At 57.1% G+C, this 15,326-nt stretch carries 15 protein-coding genes; 3 read left to right on the forward strand and 12 right to left on the reverse strand.

Going from position 1 to position 15,326, the window contains the following annotated elements; genetic code table 11:
• Nucleotide 1 precedes the first annotated feature (1 nt).
• The 6 genes from ugpB to livK all read right to left on the reverse strand — a co-directional run bounded on the left by ugpB (nt 2) and on the right by livK (nt 6,401).
• On the reverse strand, nt 2–1,318 hold the full coding sequence (gene ugpB, locus BFG58_RS09230; protein WP_008500103.1) for a sn-glycerol-3-phosphate ABC transporter substrate-binding protein UgpB: 1,317 nt from the start codon (nt 1,316–1,318) through the stop codon (nt 2–4).
• 247 nt (nt 1,319–1,565) lie between these two features.
• Nucleotides 1,566–2,279, reverse strand: a complete 714-nt coding sequence (gene livF, locus BFG58_RS09235; RefSeq protein WP_008500102.1) for a high-affinity branched-chain amino acid ABC transporter ATP-binding protein LivF — start codon at nt 2,277–2,279, stop codon at nt 1,566–1,568.
• Between the two features lies 1 nt (nt 2,280).
• The gene (gene livG / locus BFG58_RS09240; RefSeq protein WP_024906698.1) at nt 2,281–3,048 is read right to left on the reverse strand and encodes a high-affinity branched-chain amino acid ABC transporter ATP-binding protein LivG; all 768 of its coding nucleotides are present in this window, start codon (nt 3,046–3,048) and stop codon (nt 2,281–2,283) included.
• On the reverse strand, nt 3,045–4,322 hold the full coding sequence (gene livM / locus BFG58_RS09245; protein ID WP_063622872.1) for a branched chain amino acid ABC transporter permease LivM: 1,278 nt from the start codon (nt 4,320–4,322) through the stop codon (nt 3,045–3,047). Before livM ends, livG begins: the two co-directional genes overlap by 4 nt.
• Entirely contained in the window at nt 4,319–5,245 is a 927-nt protein-coding gene (livH, locus tag BFG58_RS09250; protein ID WP_008500099.1) for a high-affinity branched-chain amino acid ABC transporter permease LivH, read from the reverse strand. Before livH ends, livM begins: the two co-directional genes overlap by 4 nt.
• 46 nt (nt 5,246–5,291) lie before the next feature.
• Complete coding sequence (gene livK, locus BFG58_RS09255; protein WP_008500098.1) at nt 5,292–6,401, reverse strand: high-affinity branched-chain amino acid ABC transporter substrate-binding protein LivK; 1,110 nt, start codon at nt 6,399–6,401, stop codon at nt 5,292–5,294.
• Between the two features lie 424 nt (nt 6,402–6,825).
• Here livK and panM point away from each other — a divergent pair, with 424 nt between their 5' ends.
• Nucleotides 6,826–7,209, forward strand: a complete 384-nt coding sequence (gene panM, locus BFG58_RS09265) for an aspartate 1-decarboxylase autocleavage activator PanM (protein ID WP_045909159.1) — start codon at nt 6,826–6,828, stop codon at nt 7,207–7,209.
• A gap of 133 nt (nt 7,210–7,342) precedes the next feature.
• On the opposite strand, the gene livJ is transcribed toward panM, so the two are convergent.
• The 6 genes from livJ to ftsY form a co-directional block, all read right to left on the reverse strand.
• Entirely contained in the window at nt 7,343–8,443 is a 1,101-nt protein-coding gene (livJ, locus tag BFG58_RS09270; protein WP_072163886.1) for a branched chain amino acid ABC transporter substrate-binding protein LivJ, read from the reverse strand.
• Nucleotides 8,444–8,640: 197 nt separating this feature from the next.
• Nucleotides 8,641–9,906 carry a 4-aminobutyrate--2-oxoglutarate transaminase gene (locus BFG58_RS09275; RefSeq protein WP_048030200.1) on the reverse strand — a complete coding sequence of 422 codons (1,266 nt, stop codon included), beginning with the start codon at nt 9,904–9,906 and terminating at the stop codon, nt 8,641–8,643.
• Nucleotides 9,907–10,042: 136 nt separating this feature from the next.
• A complete protein-coding gene (gene rpoH, locus BFG58_RS09280) occupies nt 10,043–10,900 on the reverse strand; it encodes an RNA polymerase sigma factor RpoH (RefSeq protein ID WP_008500093.1) in 858 nt (285 codons plus the stop codon).
• Nucleotides 10,901–11,151: 251 nt separating this feature from the next.
• The gene (ftsX, locus tag BFG58_RS09290) at nt 11,152–12,207 is read right to left on the reverse strand and encodes a permease-like cell division protein FtsX (protein WP_045909157.1); all 1,056 of its coding nucleotides are present in this window, start codon (nt 12,205–12,207) and stop codon (nt 11,152–11,154) included.
• Nucleotides 12,200–12,865, reverse strand: coding sequence for a cell division ATP-binding protein FtsE (ftsE, locus tag BFG58_RS09295; protein ID WP_025758973.1), 666 nt, complete (start codon nt 12,863–12,865; stop codon nt 12,200–12,202). The genes ftsX and ftsE overlap by 8 nt, the downstream gene beginning before the upstream one ends.
• A gap of 2 nt (nt 12,866–12,867) precedes the next feature.
• Complete coding sequence (ftsY, locus tag BFG58_RS09300) at nt 12,868–14,328, reverse strand: signal recognition particle-docking protein FtsY (protein ID WP_069719704.1); 1,461 nt, start codon at nt 14,326–14,328, stop codon at nt 12,868–12,870.
• A 127-nt stretch (nt 14,329–14,455) separates the two neighbouring features.
• Here ftsY and rsmD point away from each other — a divergent pair, with 127 nt between their 5' ends.
• Both rsmD and BFG58_RS09310 read left to right on the forward strand, forming a co-directional pair.
• Nucleotides 14,456–15,058 (forward strand): 16S rRNA (guanine(966)-N(2))-methyltransferase, encoded by a 603-nt coding sequence (gene rsmD / locus BFG58_RS09305; RefSeq protein ID WP_069719705.1) that lies wholly within the window; start codon nt 14,456–14,458, stop codon nt 15,056–15,058.
• Entirely contained in the window at nt 15,042–15,323 is a 282-nt protein-coding gene (locus tag BFG58_RS09310) for a DUF1145 family protein (RefSeq protein WP_008500088.1), read from the forward strand. The genes rsmD and BFG58_RS09310 overlap by 17 nt, the downstream gene beginning before the upstream one ends.
• Nucleotides 15,324–15,326: the final 3 nt, after the last annotated feature.

The raw sequence follows: 15,326 nt of genomic DNA on the forward strand, positions 1-15,326 counted from the left end.
ATTACGATTTCGTCGACTGCTCAAAGCGGCGCAGCAGCTGATTCCCGCGCTCTACTGCGGAATCCAGCGCCTGCTGTGGCGTTTTCTTCCCGGTCCACACGCTTTCCAGCTCTTCATCCACAATGGTGCGGATCTGCGGCATGTTGCCCAGGCGCAGGCCTTTGGTGAACGGCAACGGCGGCTTGTTCAGCATCTGACGCGTCGCGATGTCCGCGCCCGGGTTCTTGCTGTAGAAGCCCTGCTCGCGGGTCAGGTCATACGCGGCTTTGGTGATCGGCAGGTAGCCGGTCTTCTGGTGCCATTCGGCAGCGTTTTCCGGCTTCGCCAGGAAGTCGAGGAACTCGGCCACGCCTTTATAGGTGCCCTTGTCTTTACCCTGCATCACCCACAGGCTCGCCCCGCCGATGATGGCGTTCTGCGGCGCGCCCTTCACGTCAGCGTCATACGGCATCATGCCCACGCCGTAGTTGAATTTGGCGTAGTGACGGATATCCGCCAGAGAGCCGGACGAGGCGGTGGTAATGGCGCAGTCGCCGTTATAGAACTTCTCGGTGGATTCGTCTTTACGCCCGAAGTAGCTGAAGTCGCCCTTCTTGTTGAGTTCTTCCAGCAGCGCAATGTGCTTCACCTGCTCCGGCTTGTTGAACTCCAGTACCGCATCGGTGCCGTCGAAGCCGTTGTTTTTGGTCGCCACCGGCAGGCCGTGCCAGGCGCTGAAGTTTTCAATCTGGATCCAGCCCTGCCAGCCGCTGGCGTAGCCGCACTTCATCCCCGCCGCTTTCAGCTTCGCGGTGTATTCGGCCAGGTCCTGCCAGGTTTTTGGCGGCTGCTCCGGGTCTAAACCGGCTTTCCTGAAGGCGTCTTTGTTGTAGTACAGCACCGGCGTGGAGCTGTTAAACGGCTGAGACAGCAGATGTCCGGTTTTGGAATCGGTGTAGTAACCCGCTACGGTCGGCACAAACTGGGATTCATCAAAGTTGATACCCGCCTCTTTGAACACTTCATACACCGGCTTGATAGCTTTGGAGGCCATCATGGTGGCGGTGCCCACTTCATAAACCTGTAACAGTGCAGGCGCGTTGCCGGTACGGAAGGCGGCGATGCCCGCGCTCAGGCTCTGCTCGTAGTTACCTTTGTACACCGGCACAATTTTGTAATCCGGATGGGTGTCGTTGAAACGCTGCGCCAGGGAGTCAACTTCTTTACCCAACTCCCCTTCCATGGAATGCCAGAACGGAATGGTCGTCACAGCCATTGCGTTCGTCGCAAAAGCCAGACCCAGTGCCAGACCCAAAGCTGTGTGTCGTAACGATGTCATTGTCATCTCTCTTATTGTGCCGGATGCGCGATATCACGCGTTTTATGCTCGCGAGGTAACATGACATGCTCGAATGACAGAAAAATAACTGTTTGTTTACAGATAAGTGACAGTAAAGGGTCAGGGGGATGATGGTTGTGTGAAGGGGTGTAGTGGTTAAAAAAGCCGGGTGGCGGCTACGCCTTACCCGGCCTACTCGATCCCTGTAGGCCCGGTAAGCGCAGCGCCACCGGGCGATACAGACAGCTCAGCCGCCCAGGTAAGCACTCCGCACCGCTTCGTTCGCCAGCAGCGCATCGCCGGTGTCTTCCAGCACCACGCGGCCGTTCTCCAGCACGTAGCCACGGTCAGCGAGCTTCAGCGCCTGGTTGGCGTTCTGCTCGACGAGGAAGATGGTCATCCCCTCTTTACGCAGCTGCTCGATGGTGTCGAATATCTGCTGGATGATGATCGGCGCAAGACCGAGCGACGGCTCGTCCAGCAGCAGGAGACGCGGCTGGCTCATCAGCGCGCGGCCAATTGCCAGCATCTGCTGTTCACCGCCGGACATGGTGCCCGCACGCTGAATGCGACGCTCCCACAGGCGCGGGAAGAGTTCGTACACCCACTTGATGCGGGTCTGGTATTCATCGCGATGGGCGAAGAAACCGCCCATCGCCAGGTTCTCTTCCACCGTCATACGCGAGAAGACGCGACGCCCTTCCGGGACAATCGCCACCGCCTCACGCATGATTCTGGCCGTCTGCCAGTCGGTAATGTCTTTGCCATCAAACACAATCCGCCCGCTGGTGGCGCGCGGGTCGCCGCACAGGGTGCCGAGCAGCGTGGTTTTGCCCGCGCCGTTGGCGCCAATCAGGGTAACGATTTCACCCTGATTGATATGCAGGCTGACGTCGTGCAGCGCCTGGATCTTGCCGTAGTGCGCGTTGACCTTGTCGAACGTTAACATCGCTTTTTCCATCTTATGCCTCACCCAGGTATGCGCGGATCACGTCCGGGTTGTTGCGGATCTCTTCCGGCGTGCCGTTTGCCAGCGGCGTACCCTGGTTAACCACGTAGATACGGTCGGAAATGCCCATTACCAGCTTCATGTCGTGCTCAATCAGCAGAATGGTGGTGTCGTGGTGATCGCGCAGTTCGGCAATCAGCTCGTCCAGCTCTTTGGTCTCTTTCGGGTTGAGGCCGGCCGCCGGTTCGTCGAGCATCAGGATCTCCGGCTGGGTCACCATGCAGCGCACAATCTCCAGACGACGCTGGTCGCCGTAGGCCAGGTTGCTCGCCTGACGGTTGGCGTGCTGCAGCAGGCCAATGCGGTCGAGCCAGGTGGCGGCGCGATCGAGCGCTTCATCCTGGGCGCGGCGGAAGGCCGGGGTTTTCAGCAGGCCGGAGAACAGCCCGGTTTTCAGCTGCTGATGCTGCGCGACCAGCAGGTTCTCAATCACCGTCATCTCGCGGAACAGACGCACGTGCTGGAAGGTACGCACCACGCCCATGCGGGCAATCTGCTGGCCAGGCAGCCCTTCAAGATGCTTGTCGCGCAGCATGATGGTGCCGCCCGTCGGCTTGTAAAAACCGGTCAGGCAGTTAAATACCGTGGTTTTCCCCGCGCCGTTCGGGCCAATCAGGGAGACAATCTCTTTCTTGTGCAGATCCAGTGACACATTGTTGACCGCCAGCAGGCCGCCAAAACGCATCATCAGACCGTTAACGGATAATAATGGCTGACTCATGCCTGCTCTCCTTTCGCTTGCCCGTTCTTCAGCTTCAGCTGTGGACGGGTCATCGGCAGCAAGCCCTGCGGACGCCAGATCATCATCAGCACCATCAAACCACCCAGCATTAACATGCTGTATTCGTTAAAGTCGCGCATCAGCTCGCGCGAGACCACCAGCAGGATGGCCGCGAGGATAACGGCAAACTGCGAGCCCATCCCGCCGAGCACCACAATCGCCAGCACAAAAGCGGATTCGGCAAAGGTGAACGATTCCGGGCTGACGAAGCCCTGACGCGCGGCAAACAGCGTCCCGGCGAAACCGGCAAACGCGGCGCTGATGGTGAATGCGGTCAGCTTGATGCGGGTCGGGTTCAGGCCCAGGGAGCGGCAGGCAATCTCATCTTCGCGCAGCGCTTCCCACGCGCGGCCCAGCGGCATGCGCAGCAGGCGGTTAATCACGAACAGGGTAATCACCACCAGCAGCAGCGCCACCAGATAGAGCCAGATGACGCGGTCGGACGGGTCATACTTCACGCCGAAGAAGTTACTGAAGGTGTCCCAGCCGCCTTCGCGGGCGGTACGGCTGAACTCCAGGCCAAAGAAGGTTGGTTTCGGGATCTGGCTGATGCCGTTCGGGCCGCCGGTCACTTCGGTGTTGTTCAGCAGCAGGATACGGACGATTTCGCCAAAGCCTAAGGTCACAATCGCCAGGTAGTCACCGCGCAGGCGCAGTACCGGGAAGCCGAGCAGGAAGCCTGCCGCGGCTGAGACCAGCCCCGCCAACGGCAGGCAGGTCCAGAAGCCGAGGCCGTAATAGTGGTTCAGCAGCGCGAAGGTGTAGGCGCCGATGGCGTAGAAGCCGCCGTAGCCCAGCACCAGCAGGCCAGAGAGCCCCACCACCACGTTCAGACCGAGACCGAGGATCACGTAGATCATGGTCAGGGTAGCGATATCCACGGTGCCACGAGAGACCACAAACGGCCACGCCACGGCAGCCACCAGCAGCACCACGAGGAACAGCTTCTGCTTAACGGTAGACCCGTCGATGGCCGGCAGAACGAATTTCGGCCCGGAGACGTTTTTCAGCGACTTCTGGAACAGCGGACGCAGCAGCTGGAACAAGAACACCACGGCAGTGCCGATAAACACCCACTGCCAGCGGATGTCGGGGGCGGTATCCACCACCAGCTTCGTCCCATCCAGACCTAACTGGACGCCCATAAAGACGCCTGCCAGCACGAAGAACATGGCGGCAGAGAGCAGCGCCATTGCAAAATGCATCGGTTTCATACTTTCTCTACCTCCGGACGGCCCAGAATGCCGGTAGGCATGACCAGCAGAACCAGAATCAGCAGGGCAAACGACACCACATCTTTATATTCCGTGCTCAGATACGCCGAGGAGAGCGCTTCCGCCACGCCCAGGATCAGGCCGCCAATCATCGCGCCCGGAATACTGCCGATACCGCCCAGCACCGCCGCGGTAAAGGCTTTCATCCCGGCCATAAAGCCGATGTACGGGTTGATTACGCCGTAGAACTGGCCGAGCAGGACACCTGCGACGGCCGCCATCGCGGCGCCAATCACGAAGGTCAGGGCAATCACGCGGTCGGTGTTGATGCCGAGCAGGCTCGCCATTTTCAGGTCTTCTGCGCAGGCGCGGCAGGCGCGTCCCATCCGCGAGTAGCGGATGAACAGCGTCAGGGCAAGCATTGCAATAAAGGTCACGACCCAGATAACCAGCTGCATGGTGGTGATAGAGGCCGCGAAGTTTTCACTGGCCCCCACAATCCACTGGCCGTTAAAGAGGCTTGGCAGCGCCACGTCGCGCGAGCCTTCGGTCAGGCTGACGTAGTTTTGCAGGAAGATCGACATCCCGATGGCGGAAATCAGCGCAATCAGGCGTTTGGAGCTGCGCACCGGCCGGTAGGCCACGCGCTCGATGCTCCAGCCGTAGGCGCTGGCAATCACAATCGCGCCGACAAACCCGGCGGCGACCAGCAGCCAACTGCTGTCGATGCCCATCATCATCAGGGCGGCGATAATCATAAAGGAGACATAGCTACCGATCATGTAGACCTCGCCGTGGGCGAAGTTAATCATGCCGATAATGCCGTAAACCATCGTATAGCCGATGGCAATCAGCGCGTAGGTGCTTCCCAGCGTGACGCCGTTAAACATCTGCTGCAGGAAATAGAGAAACTGCTCGGACATATGCAAACCTTTTTATACCCGCCCGTCAGTCCGGGCGGTGGGATAATTATTTGGCGGCCGAGGATGACCCGTCGGCGTGCCACTTAAAGACACCAAACTCAAATCCCTTCAGATCGCCTTTCTCATCCCAGTTCAGCGGCCCAATCACGGTGTTCGCCCCGTGTGCTTTTAAATCTTTCACCAGATCCAGCGGTTCTTTGCTGCCGGTACGATCCAGCGCGGTGGCCAGAGACTGCACGGCGGCGTAGGTGATCCAGACGTACGGACCACTCGGATCTTTCTTCTGCGCCTTGAGCGCATCCACGATAGCCTTGTTGGCCGGATCCTGGTCATAGCGTTTTGGCATCGTCACCAGCATGCCTTCGGCAGAATCCCCGGCGATGTTGGACAGGGAAGCATTGCCCACACCCTCTGGCCCCATAAACTGGGTCTTCAGACCGGTGGCGCGCGCCTGACGCAGCATCTGCCCCATCTCCGGGTAGTAGCCGCCGTAGTAAACAAAGTCGATATTCTCTTTTTGCAGACGAGCGATCAGCGCGGAGAAGTCTTTTTCACCGGCGGTAATCCCGTCGAAGAAGACGATGTTTGCGCCGCCTTTTTTCAGGCCGTCCTGAACGGAGCGCGCCAGGCCTTCACCGTACTGCTGCTTGTCATGAATAATGGCGATACGCTGCGGCTTGACGGTTTCAAGGATGTATTTGGCGGCGGTTGGCCCCTGAGAGGAGTCCAGCCCGGCGGTACGCATGATGTGCTGATAGCCGCGCTGGGTCAGTTCCGGGTTGGTCGCACCGGGGGTGATCATCAGAATGCCTTCGTCTTCGTAGATATCAGACGCGGGCTGGGTGGACGACGAGCACAGGTGGCCGATCACATACTGGATGCCATCGTTGACGATTTTGTTAGCGACCGCGACGGCCTGTTTCGGATCGCAGGCGTCGTCATATTCTACGCCCACCAGCTTGTCGCCTTTGATGCCGCCCTTTGCGTTGATGTCTTTGATGGCCTGGCGCGCACCGTTGAACTCCATGTCACCCCACTGGGCAACAGGGCCGGACATCGCACCCACAACCGCAACTTTAATGTCCTCCGCCATGGCGGCATGCGAGATCGACAGTGCGACCATCCCCGCGATTAACGTCTTCGCGTTCCTTTTCATCTCTGAATCCCCATTCGTGATGTCGTGTTTATATTTTGTTTTATTATGGTTAAAAAGCATTCTGTACTTTTAATGAACAACGCTATTTTTACCAGTGCCTTTAATGGTTTAGCGCAGGTTTTTGTCAAAAACCAGACTAAAATCTCTATTTTTCAGGCGATTAAGCAAAGATAATATTCTGAAATCAGGCAGAGATAAACAACTAAAAGTGCAGTTTGCAGCATAAAATAACGGTACAAAGCGCCGAATAAATCACTACCCATCAGGTTAAAATTCTGCGTATTTTTCGATCCATGTGTTTTCAAACTGCCCAACGCGTTGCCAAAAAACTAATCACCTGGCGAATGAGAATAAAAAGAGGAAGCCCCTGAGTGAATAAATTGAGTACACTGCCTCTACTCAATTTGATTTGGACAAGTAGCTAATGAAACTGACTATCGTGCGTCTGGTGACCTTTAGCGACCAGGATCATATCGACCTGGGCAAGATCTGGCCGGAATATTCCCCTTCGTCGCTACGCGTGGATGAGACCCACCGCATTTATGCCGCGCGTTTTAACGAGCGCCTGCTGGCAGCGGTTCGCGTCACCCTGAGCGGTACAGAAGGGGCGCTGGACTCGCTGCGCGTACGTGACGTCACCCGTCGTCGCGGCGTGGGACAGTATTTAATTGAAGAAGTGATCCGCGAAAACCCGAGCGTGACCTCCTGGTGGATGGCCGACGTGGGCGTGGAAGACCGCGACGTGATGGCGGCGTTTATGCAGGCGTTAGGCTTTACGGCGCAGGAGAGCGGGTGGGAGAAGCGCTAAAAGAAAGCCGGGTGGCGGCTGCGCCTTACCCGGCCTACGGGGTGCTGTGCGGTCTGATGCCCTCACCCCGGCCCTCTCCCACGGGGAGAGGGTGCAAACACTAAAATGGCAACCTTACGGTTGCCATTTGCGTTTATTTTGCGTCGGTCGCCGTGCCGTTAGCATGCCAGTCAAACACGCCGAACTCGAAGCCCTTCAGGTCGCCCTTCGCGTCCCAGGAAAGAGGCCCCATGACGGTCTCAACCGTGTTTGCTTTCAGCCAGGTGGCAATCTCAGCCGGATCGGCTGACTGGTTCAGGCCCGCCTGAAGAGACTGCAGCGCCGCATAGGTGGTCCAGACGAACGCGCCGCTTGGATCCTGTTTCTTCGCCTTGATGGCATCTACGATAGGTTTGTTCGCAGGAACCTGGTCGTAGTTCTTCGGTTTGGTCACCAGCAGGCCTTCAGCGGATTCACCTGCGATGTTAGACAGAGAAACGTTCGCCACCCCTTCCGGGCCCATGAACTGGGTTTTCAGACCCGCTGCGCGCGCCTGGCGCAGGATCTGACCCATTTCCGGGTGGTAGCCGCCGTAGTATACGAAGTCGATATTCTCTTTCTTCAGACGCGCCACCAGGGTGGAGAAGTCTTTCTCACCGGCGGTGATCCCGTCGAAGAACACCACATCGGCATTGGCTTTCTTGAGGTTGTCCTGCACTGAACGCGCCAGACCTTCACCGTACTGCTGCTTGTCATGAACGATGGCAATGCGCTTCGGCTTCACTTTTTCAACGATGTATTTCGCCGCGGTTGGGCCCTGGTCAGAGTCCAGACCGGTGGTACGCAGGGTCAGCTTGTAGCCGCGCGCGGTCAGCTCCGGTGCGGTCGCAGCCGGGGTGATCATCAGGATACCTTCGTCTTCGTAGATGTCAGACGCGGGCTGAGTAGAAGAAGAGCACAGGTGACCGATAACGTATTTGATCCCGTCGTTCACCACTTTGTTCGCGACCGCGACCGCTTGTTTCGGGTCACAGGCATCATCATATTTTACGATCTGCAGTTTTTCGCCCTTAATACCGCCTTTGGCATTAATGTCTGCAACCGCCTGTTCTGCGCCAGTAAATTCCTGGTCGCCGTACTGCGCTACCGGTCCGGACATGGCGCCAACCACAGCCACTTTAATGTCTGCCTGCGCCATGGTGCTGAATGCCAACGCGATACATCCTGCCAGTAACGCTTTACCCTTCATGTTCATCCTGAGATTCCCCATTATTATGGTTATTACGATTGTTGTGATGTTGTTGTGCAGCGCTTTATGTCAGTTATAGGTGTGCTGTTCGCGCTTTTTCAGCATACTCTGCTAAAACATACCCGATTTTTATGATTTTGGAATAGCTAATTTGAAATGAATATATGATAGGCCCGGCAGGGATTTTCGCCGGGCATATGGCTTTAACGTGTCAGCGAGGCGGAGATAATGTCCAGCGCTTTACGGAACTGCACTTCGGGAATCGTCAGCGGATACAGGAAACGAATGACGTTGCCGTAGACGCCGCAGCTCAGAAGAAGCAGTCCTTCCTGCAACGCACGCTCCTGCACCTGACGGGTAAATTCTGGCGAAGGCTGGCCCGTTTGCGGGTCGTTAAACTCCACCGCCACCATCGAACCCTGGGCGCGAATATCCGCGATATACGGGCAGTGTTCCTTCGCTTTGTTCAGCACTTCCACCAGGTGATGGCCAAGATGCGCCGATCGCGTACAGAGATCTTCCTCATCAATCACGTCCAGTACGGCATGCGCCGCCGCAATCGCCAGCGGGTTACCTGCGTAGGTGCCACCCAGCCCGCCCGGCGCGGGCGCATCCATCACCTCAGCACGGCCCGACACCGCCGAGAGCGGCATCCCGCCCGCCAGGCTTTTCGCCATGGTGATCAGATCCGGTTTCACGCAGTGGTGTTCCATCGAGAACAGCTTGCCGGTGCGGGCGAAGCCGCTTTGCACCTCGTCGGCAATCAGCAAAATGCCGTGGGTATCGCACAGGGCGCGCAGCGCCTGCATAAAATCAGCAGGAGCGATGTTGAAGCCGCCCTCCCCCTGAACCGGTTCGAGAATTATCGCTGCGACCTGGTCAGGAGCAATATCCGCTTTAAAGATACGTTCCAGGCTTTTCAACGCCTCAGCGGTGCTGACGCCGTGCAGTTCATTCGGATACTGCGCGTGATACACCGAGCCGGGGAAGGGCCCAAAGCCGAGCTTGTAAGGCGCAACCTTGCCGGTCAGTGCCATGGTCATAAAGGTGCGGCCGTGGAACGCGCCGCCAAAGGTGATAAGGCCAGGACGTCTGGTAAAGGCGCGGGCAATTTTTACGGCGTTTTCCACCGCTTCTGCGCCCGTCGAGAAGAACGCCGTTTTCGCCGGGCCGTCAATGGGCACGCGTGCGTTGATGCGCTCGGCAAGCGCCACGTAGCCTTCGTACGGCACGATCTGGTACGCCGTGTGGGTAAAGGCGTGGAGTTGTTTTTCGATGGCGGAAATGACTTTGGGATGGCGATGGCCGGTATTCAGCACCGCGATACCGGCGGCGAAGTCGATGTACTCATTGCCCTCGACGTCCCACACCGTGGCGTTTTCTGCTTTATCGGCATAGAAGTTACACATCACGCCGATGCCGCGAGGCGTCGCCTGTAAACGCCGGTCGTTCAGTTCGTTGTTTTTCACCCTGTCCCCCTGAGAAAGTCGCCTGCTTAGCGCATCAGTAAGTGTTTGCCAGGGGGAGGGAATTCGCCAGAGCGGGCGCTAAAAAAACAAAACCCCCAGACTCTCATCCAGGGGTTCTCGGTGTACTTCGCGGAAATTACGCTTCGATAGCAGCGCGAAGTTTTTTCATGGCGTTCTTTTCAAGCTGACGGACACGTTCCGCAGAGACGCCGTAGCGGTCGGCCAGCTCCTGCAGCGTGGACTTGTTGTCTTCGTCCAGCCAGCGGGCGCGGATAATATCCTGGCTACGTTCGTCGAGGCCTTCCATCGCATAGCTCAGCTTGTTCGCGGCCTGATCTTCCCAGTTGTCCTCTTCGATGCCGTCAGCAAAGTTAGAGGTTTTATCCTGCAGATACAGAACCGGTGCCATTGGCTGGCTGTCGGATGCGTCGTCGTCGGAGGACATATCAAAGGTCATGTCCTGCGCGGCCATACGGGATTCCATCTCACGCACGTCTTTGCTGGATACGCCCAGCTCGCGCGCCACCATTTCCACTTCATCCTGATTGAACCAGCCCAGACGCTGCTTAGTTTTACGCAGGTTGAAGAACAGTTTGCGTTGCGCTTTTGTCGTGGCGACTTTCACGATACGCCAGTTGCGCAGCACGTATTCATGAATTTCTGCTTTGATCCAGTGTACGGCGAAGGAGACGAGTCGCACACCCACTTCCGGGTTAAAGCGACGCACAGCCTTCATCAGGCCGATGTTACCTTCCTGAATCAAGTCCGCCTGCGGCAGGCCATAGCCCGCATAATTACGAGCAATGTGAACAACAAAGCGCAGGTGAGACAGGATCAGCTTTTTCGCTGCTTCCAGATCGCCCTGGTAATGCAGCTTTTCAGCAAGCTCCTTTTCTTCCTCGGCCGTTAACATCGGCCAGGTGTTCGCAGCCCGGATGTAAGATTCCAGGTTACCAACAGGGGCTAAAGCTAAAGTTTGCATTTCTTTGGTCATTCATTCCTCTCAGTGTTTCTTCTGGTCCAGGTTGTCCCCGTCAGGCAACAACCATGCCAAAGCGTTTGAGCAACGAGATTAGCATTCACTCTTTTATCAGACAGTGATTTTATCCACAAGTTCCAGGTGCAACGGTGAATAAATTACGCACAAAATGTGACATGGAGATGATAACAGGGGAAGAGACAACAGGGACGCTTTCCCTGCAGAGCGAACATCTCGGTGCAGGGAAAGATTATATCACGCTTTTATTAGTCGGGAGTAAAGTGACGTAAATGTTGAACGGTTGCCAGCCACGCTGCCACCCACCCAATCATCGAACACACCAGCAGCAACAACAGGCACTCATCGAACCCTAAACCACTGATATCAAACTTCGTTCCGAAAACCTGCGCCACTTCAGTCACGGCAGAGGAAAGCCGCATCACCAAAATTTCTGACAATATCAGTGAAAGAAATGCGCCGGAAAAACCGAGCAGTGCGCCACCGTAAAGGAACGGTCGGAGGATGAAGCCATCTGTCGCACCAATCAGTTTCTGCACGTTGATGGTGTCGCGACGGGCGAAGATGCTCAGACGAACGCTGTTGCCGATGACGAGGAAGACCGCCGCCACCATCAGCACGCCAATCATCGCCGCGACGCGGCCTACCAGCCCGGTCAGAGCAGAGAGACGCGCAAACCAGCTGTCATCCATGCGCACTTCATCAATCCCCTTAATGCGCGTAATGCGATCGCGCAGGGTGTTAAGCGAATCTGTCCCCTGGAAATCCAGCTTCGGGATCACCACCGCCACGGCGGGCAGCGGGTTCTCCTCGAGCATATCCAGCGCGCCGCCAAAGCCAGACCAGTTCCTGAACTCGCCCAGCGCGTCTTCACGTGAGAGATAATTGACCTTCTCCACGCCCTGCTCGGCCTGAATTTGCCCAACCACCTGCGCCGCTGCGTTATCGTCGAGCGCTTTATCCAGATAGACCGTGATCTGCGGAGACGGATAATACTGCGACGCCGCCTGGTTGACGTTTTTATAGACCATATAGCAGACGCTTGGCAGCGTGAGGGAGATGGCGATCACCATCACCGTCAGGAACGTCGCCAGCGGTTTGCTTTTCAGGTCCTGCAGCGCGCCGTGGAACGCGTAGCGCACCTGCTCGTTAAACACGTTGGTTTTACGGGAGGCTGGCTTTGGCGCGGCCTTCTGGCGCTTCGGCGCATTACGATTGCCGTCACCCCCGCCCTGCGGCTTACGGAAACGGTCAAACCGGTTCCCGAACTGCCGAATCTGGTTTATTGCATCACGCTTATTCACCGTGGCCTCCGTGCAAATGACCGTCGCTCAGGGTCAGCATGCGGTACGAACGACGGGAAATCAGCCCGATGTCGTGCGTCGCCATCAATACGGTAACCCCCACGCGGTTAAACTCCTCAAACAGACGCAAAATCCCTTCTGACAGGGCATCGTCCAGGTTACCGGTCGGTTCATCCGCCAGCAGCACCGCAGGCTTGTTCACCACCGCACGGGCGATACCCACGCGCTGCTGTTCACCGCCGGAGAGCTGGATCGGGAAGTTCTTCGCTTTGTCCAGCAGCCCGACCTTATCCAGCGCCGCGGAAACGCGACGGCGGATATCGTCATAGCTGGCGCCGGCAATAATCAGCGGAATGGCCACGTTATCGAAAACGGTGCGATCCATCAGCAGGTGGTGATCCTGGAAAATCATGCCGATCTGACGACGCAGGAACGGCACTTCGCGGTTTTTCAGGCGGCTGATCTCATGGCCGCCGAAAAAGATTTTCCCGGCGCTTGGCCGCTCGATCCCACAGATAAGCTTGAGCAGGGTACTTTTCCCCGCGCCGGAATGGCCGGTCAGGAATGCCATCTCGCCCGGCTGCAGGTGGAATGTGACCCCCTGCAGCGCTTGTCTCCCACCGAGATAGGCCTTGCTGACGTGTTCAAAGCGAATCATTGTTAGTCCTCTCGGGCAAATAATGCCTCAATAAAGTCGTCCGCCTTAAACGGACGTAAATCCTCAATACGCTCGCCCACACCGATGTAACGGATAGGAATGCCGAACTGGTCGGCCACGGAGAAGATCACCCCGCCTTTCGCGGTGCCGTCCAGTTTGGTCAGCGTGATCCCCGTCAGTCCTACCGCTTCATGGAACAGTTTTGCCTGGCTGATGGCGTTCTGTCCGGTGCTGGCATCAATGGTCAGCATAATTTCATGCGGTGCGTCTTCGTCCAGCTTCTTCATGACGCGAACGATTTTCTTCAGCTCTTCCATCAGGTGCGATTTATTCTGCAAACGCCCTGCGGTATCGGCAATCAGCACATCCACGTTGCGCGMCTTCGCTGCCTGGATGGCGTCAAAGATCACGGACGCGGAATCCGCGCCGGTATGCTGAGCAATGACCGGGATGTTGTTGCGCTGGCCCCAGACCTGCAGCTGCTCAACCGCCGCCGCACGGAAGGTGTCGCCCGCCGCCAGCATCACCGATTTACCCTGCTGCTCGAACTGACGCGCCAGCTTGCCGATGGTGGTGGTTTTACCCACGCCGTTCACGCCGACCATCAGAATAACAAATGGCGTTTTGCCTTCAATATTAAGCGGTTCGTCAACTTTTGCGAGAATTTCACCCATCTCGTCTTTCAGCAGGCCGTACAGCGCTTCGGCGTCACGCAGCTGTTTGCGGCTCGCCCCTTCGGTCAGATTAGTGATGATCTTACGGGTGGTTTCGACACCCACGTCCGCAATCAGCAGTTGCTCTTCCAGCTCTTCAAACAGATCGTCGTCGATCTTCTTGCCGCGGAACAGACTGATAAATCCGGAACCTAAGTTTTCTTTGGTTTTAAGCAGGCTGCGCTTCAGACGCGCGAAGAAACCCTCTTTGGTCGGTTTTTCCTGCTCCTGAACGGTCTCTTCTTCCGGTTCTTCTTCCACCGGCACCACGATGACCGCTTCTTCAGCGGCCTCGGCCGCCAGCGCCTGAGCTTCCAGCTCTTCGTCGGTCAGCTCTGGCTCAAGCGCCGCCTCTTCTTCCACCGCCTCAACAATTTCAACGGTTTCCGCTTCGGCCTGCCACTCTTCGGCAGACACCGCTTCGTCTTTGACCTCTTCCGGCAGCGGAAGCTCTTCGTGTTCGATAGCAGCCTGTGGTGCTTCGATAGCGGCTTCTACGACAACCGGCTCTGGCTTCTCGCTTTCCTGAACCTGTTCAGTGACCTCAACCACCTCTTCAGCAAAGGTTTCAACCTCTTCTTTGCTGTGCGCCGTCTCTTCCGCGTCGACAACCGCGGCGGTTTCTACAGGCGTTTCAGGCTGCGACGGCTCTTCAACGGCATGTTGCTCTTCGGTTTTCTGTTCTGTTTCTTGCTCTTTTTCACCGAAGCCCAGCCAGGAAAAGAAGCCACGTTTTTTTTGTTTTGCCATCTGCGACTACACTCCTCGCGGCGCTATATACATGGAAGCTAAAAAAATGATGAAATAGTCTAACACTTTACTTAATTGACATCACCGCCCGCAATCGCAGGCCAATTGTTAACAGAGCTTTCCTGAGATGAAGAAACCCAACCGCGCCCCGGCCGGTCAAATTCGTATTATCGGCGGTCAATGGCGAGGCCGGAAATTACCGGTGCCGGACAGCCCCGGTTTACGCCCCACTACCGACCGCGTGCGCGAGACGCTGTTTAACTGGCTGGCCCCGTCAATGGTAGACGCCCGCTGCCTGGACTGCTTCGCCGGTAGCGGCGCGCTCGGGCTGGAAGCGCTGTCGCGCTATGCTGCCAGCGCCACGCTGCTGGAGATGGAGCGCGGCGTGGCGCAGACGCTGCAGCAAAATCTGGCGACGCTGAAAGCGAGCAACGCGAAAGTGGTGAACACCAACACGCTGACCTTCCTCGCGCAAAAGGGCACGCCGCACACCGTGGTGTTTGTCGACCCGCCGTTCCGCAAGGGGCTGCTGGAGGAGACGTTATCCCTGCTGGAGCAAAACGGCTGGCTGGCGGATGACGCATTGATTTACGTGGAAAGCGAAGTGGAAAACGGTTTACCGCCGGTTCCCGCCCACTGGGATCTGCACCGTGAAAAAGTCGCAGGTCAGGTTGCTTATCGTCTGTATCACCGTCAGGCACAAGGAGGATCCGATGCCGGTACTGATTAATCTGGGACGCTTGCTGATGCTGGGCGTCTGGGCGTTTTTGCTGCTCAATCTGGTGCACCCGTTCCCGCGTCCGATGAATATTTTCGTTAACGTCGCGCTGATTTTCACCTCGTTCATGCACGCCCTGCAGATGGTGATGCTGAAAAACGGTCTGCCGAAAGACGGCCCGCAGATGACGGGCTGGCAGCAGCTGCGCGTGTTTATTTTCGGCGTGTTTGAGCTGCTGGTGTGGATGAAGAAGTTTAAGGCGCAGGTGAAGAAGTAAGGT

It is taken from the genome of Enterobacter sp. ku-bf2 (assembly GCF_001742765.1).
GTDB lineage: Bacteria > Pseudomonadota > Gammaproteobacteria > Enterobacterales > Enterobacteriaceae > Enterobacter > Enterobacter quasiroggenkampii.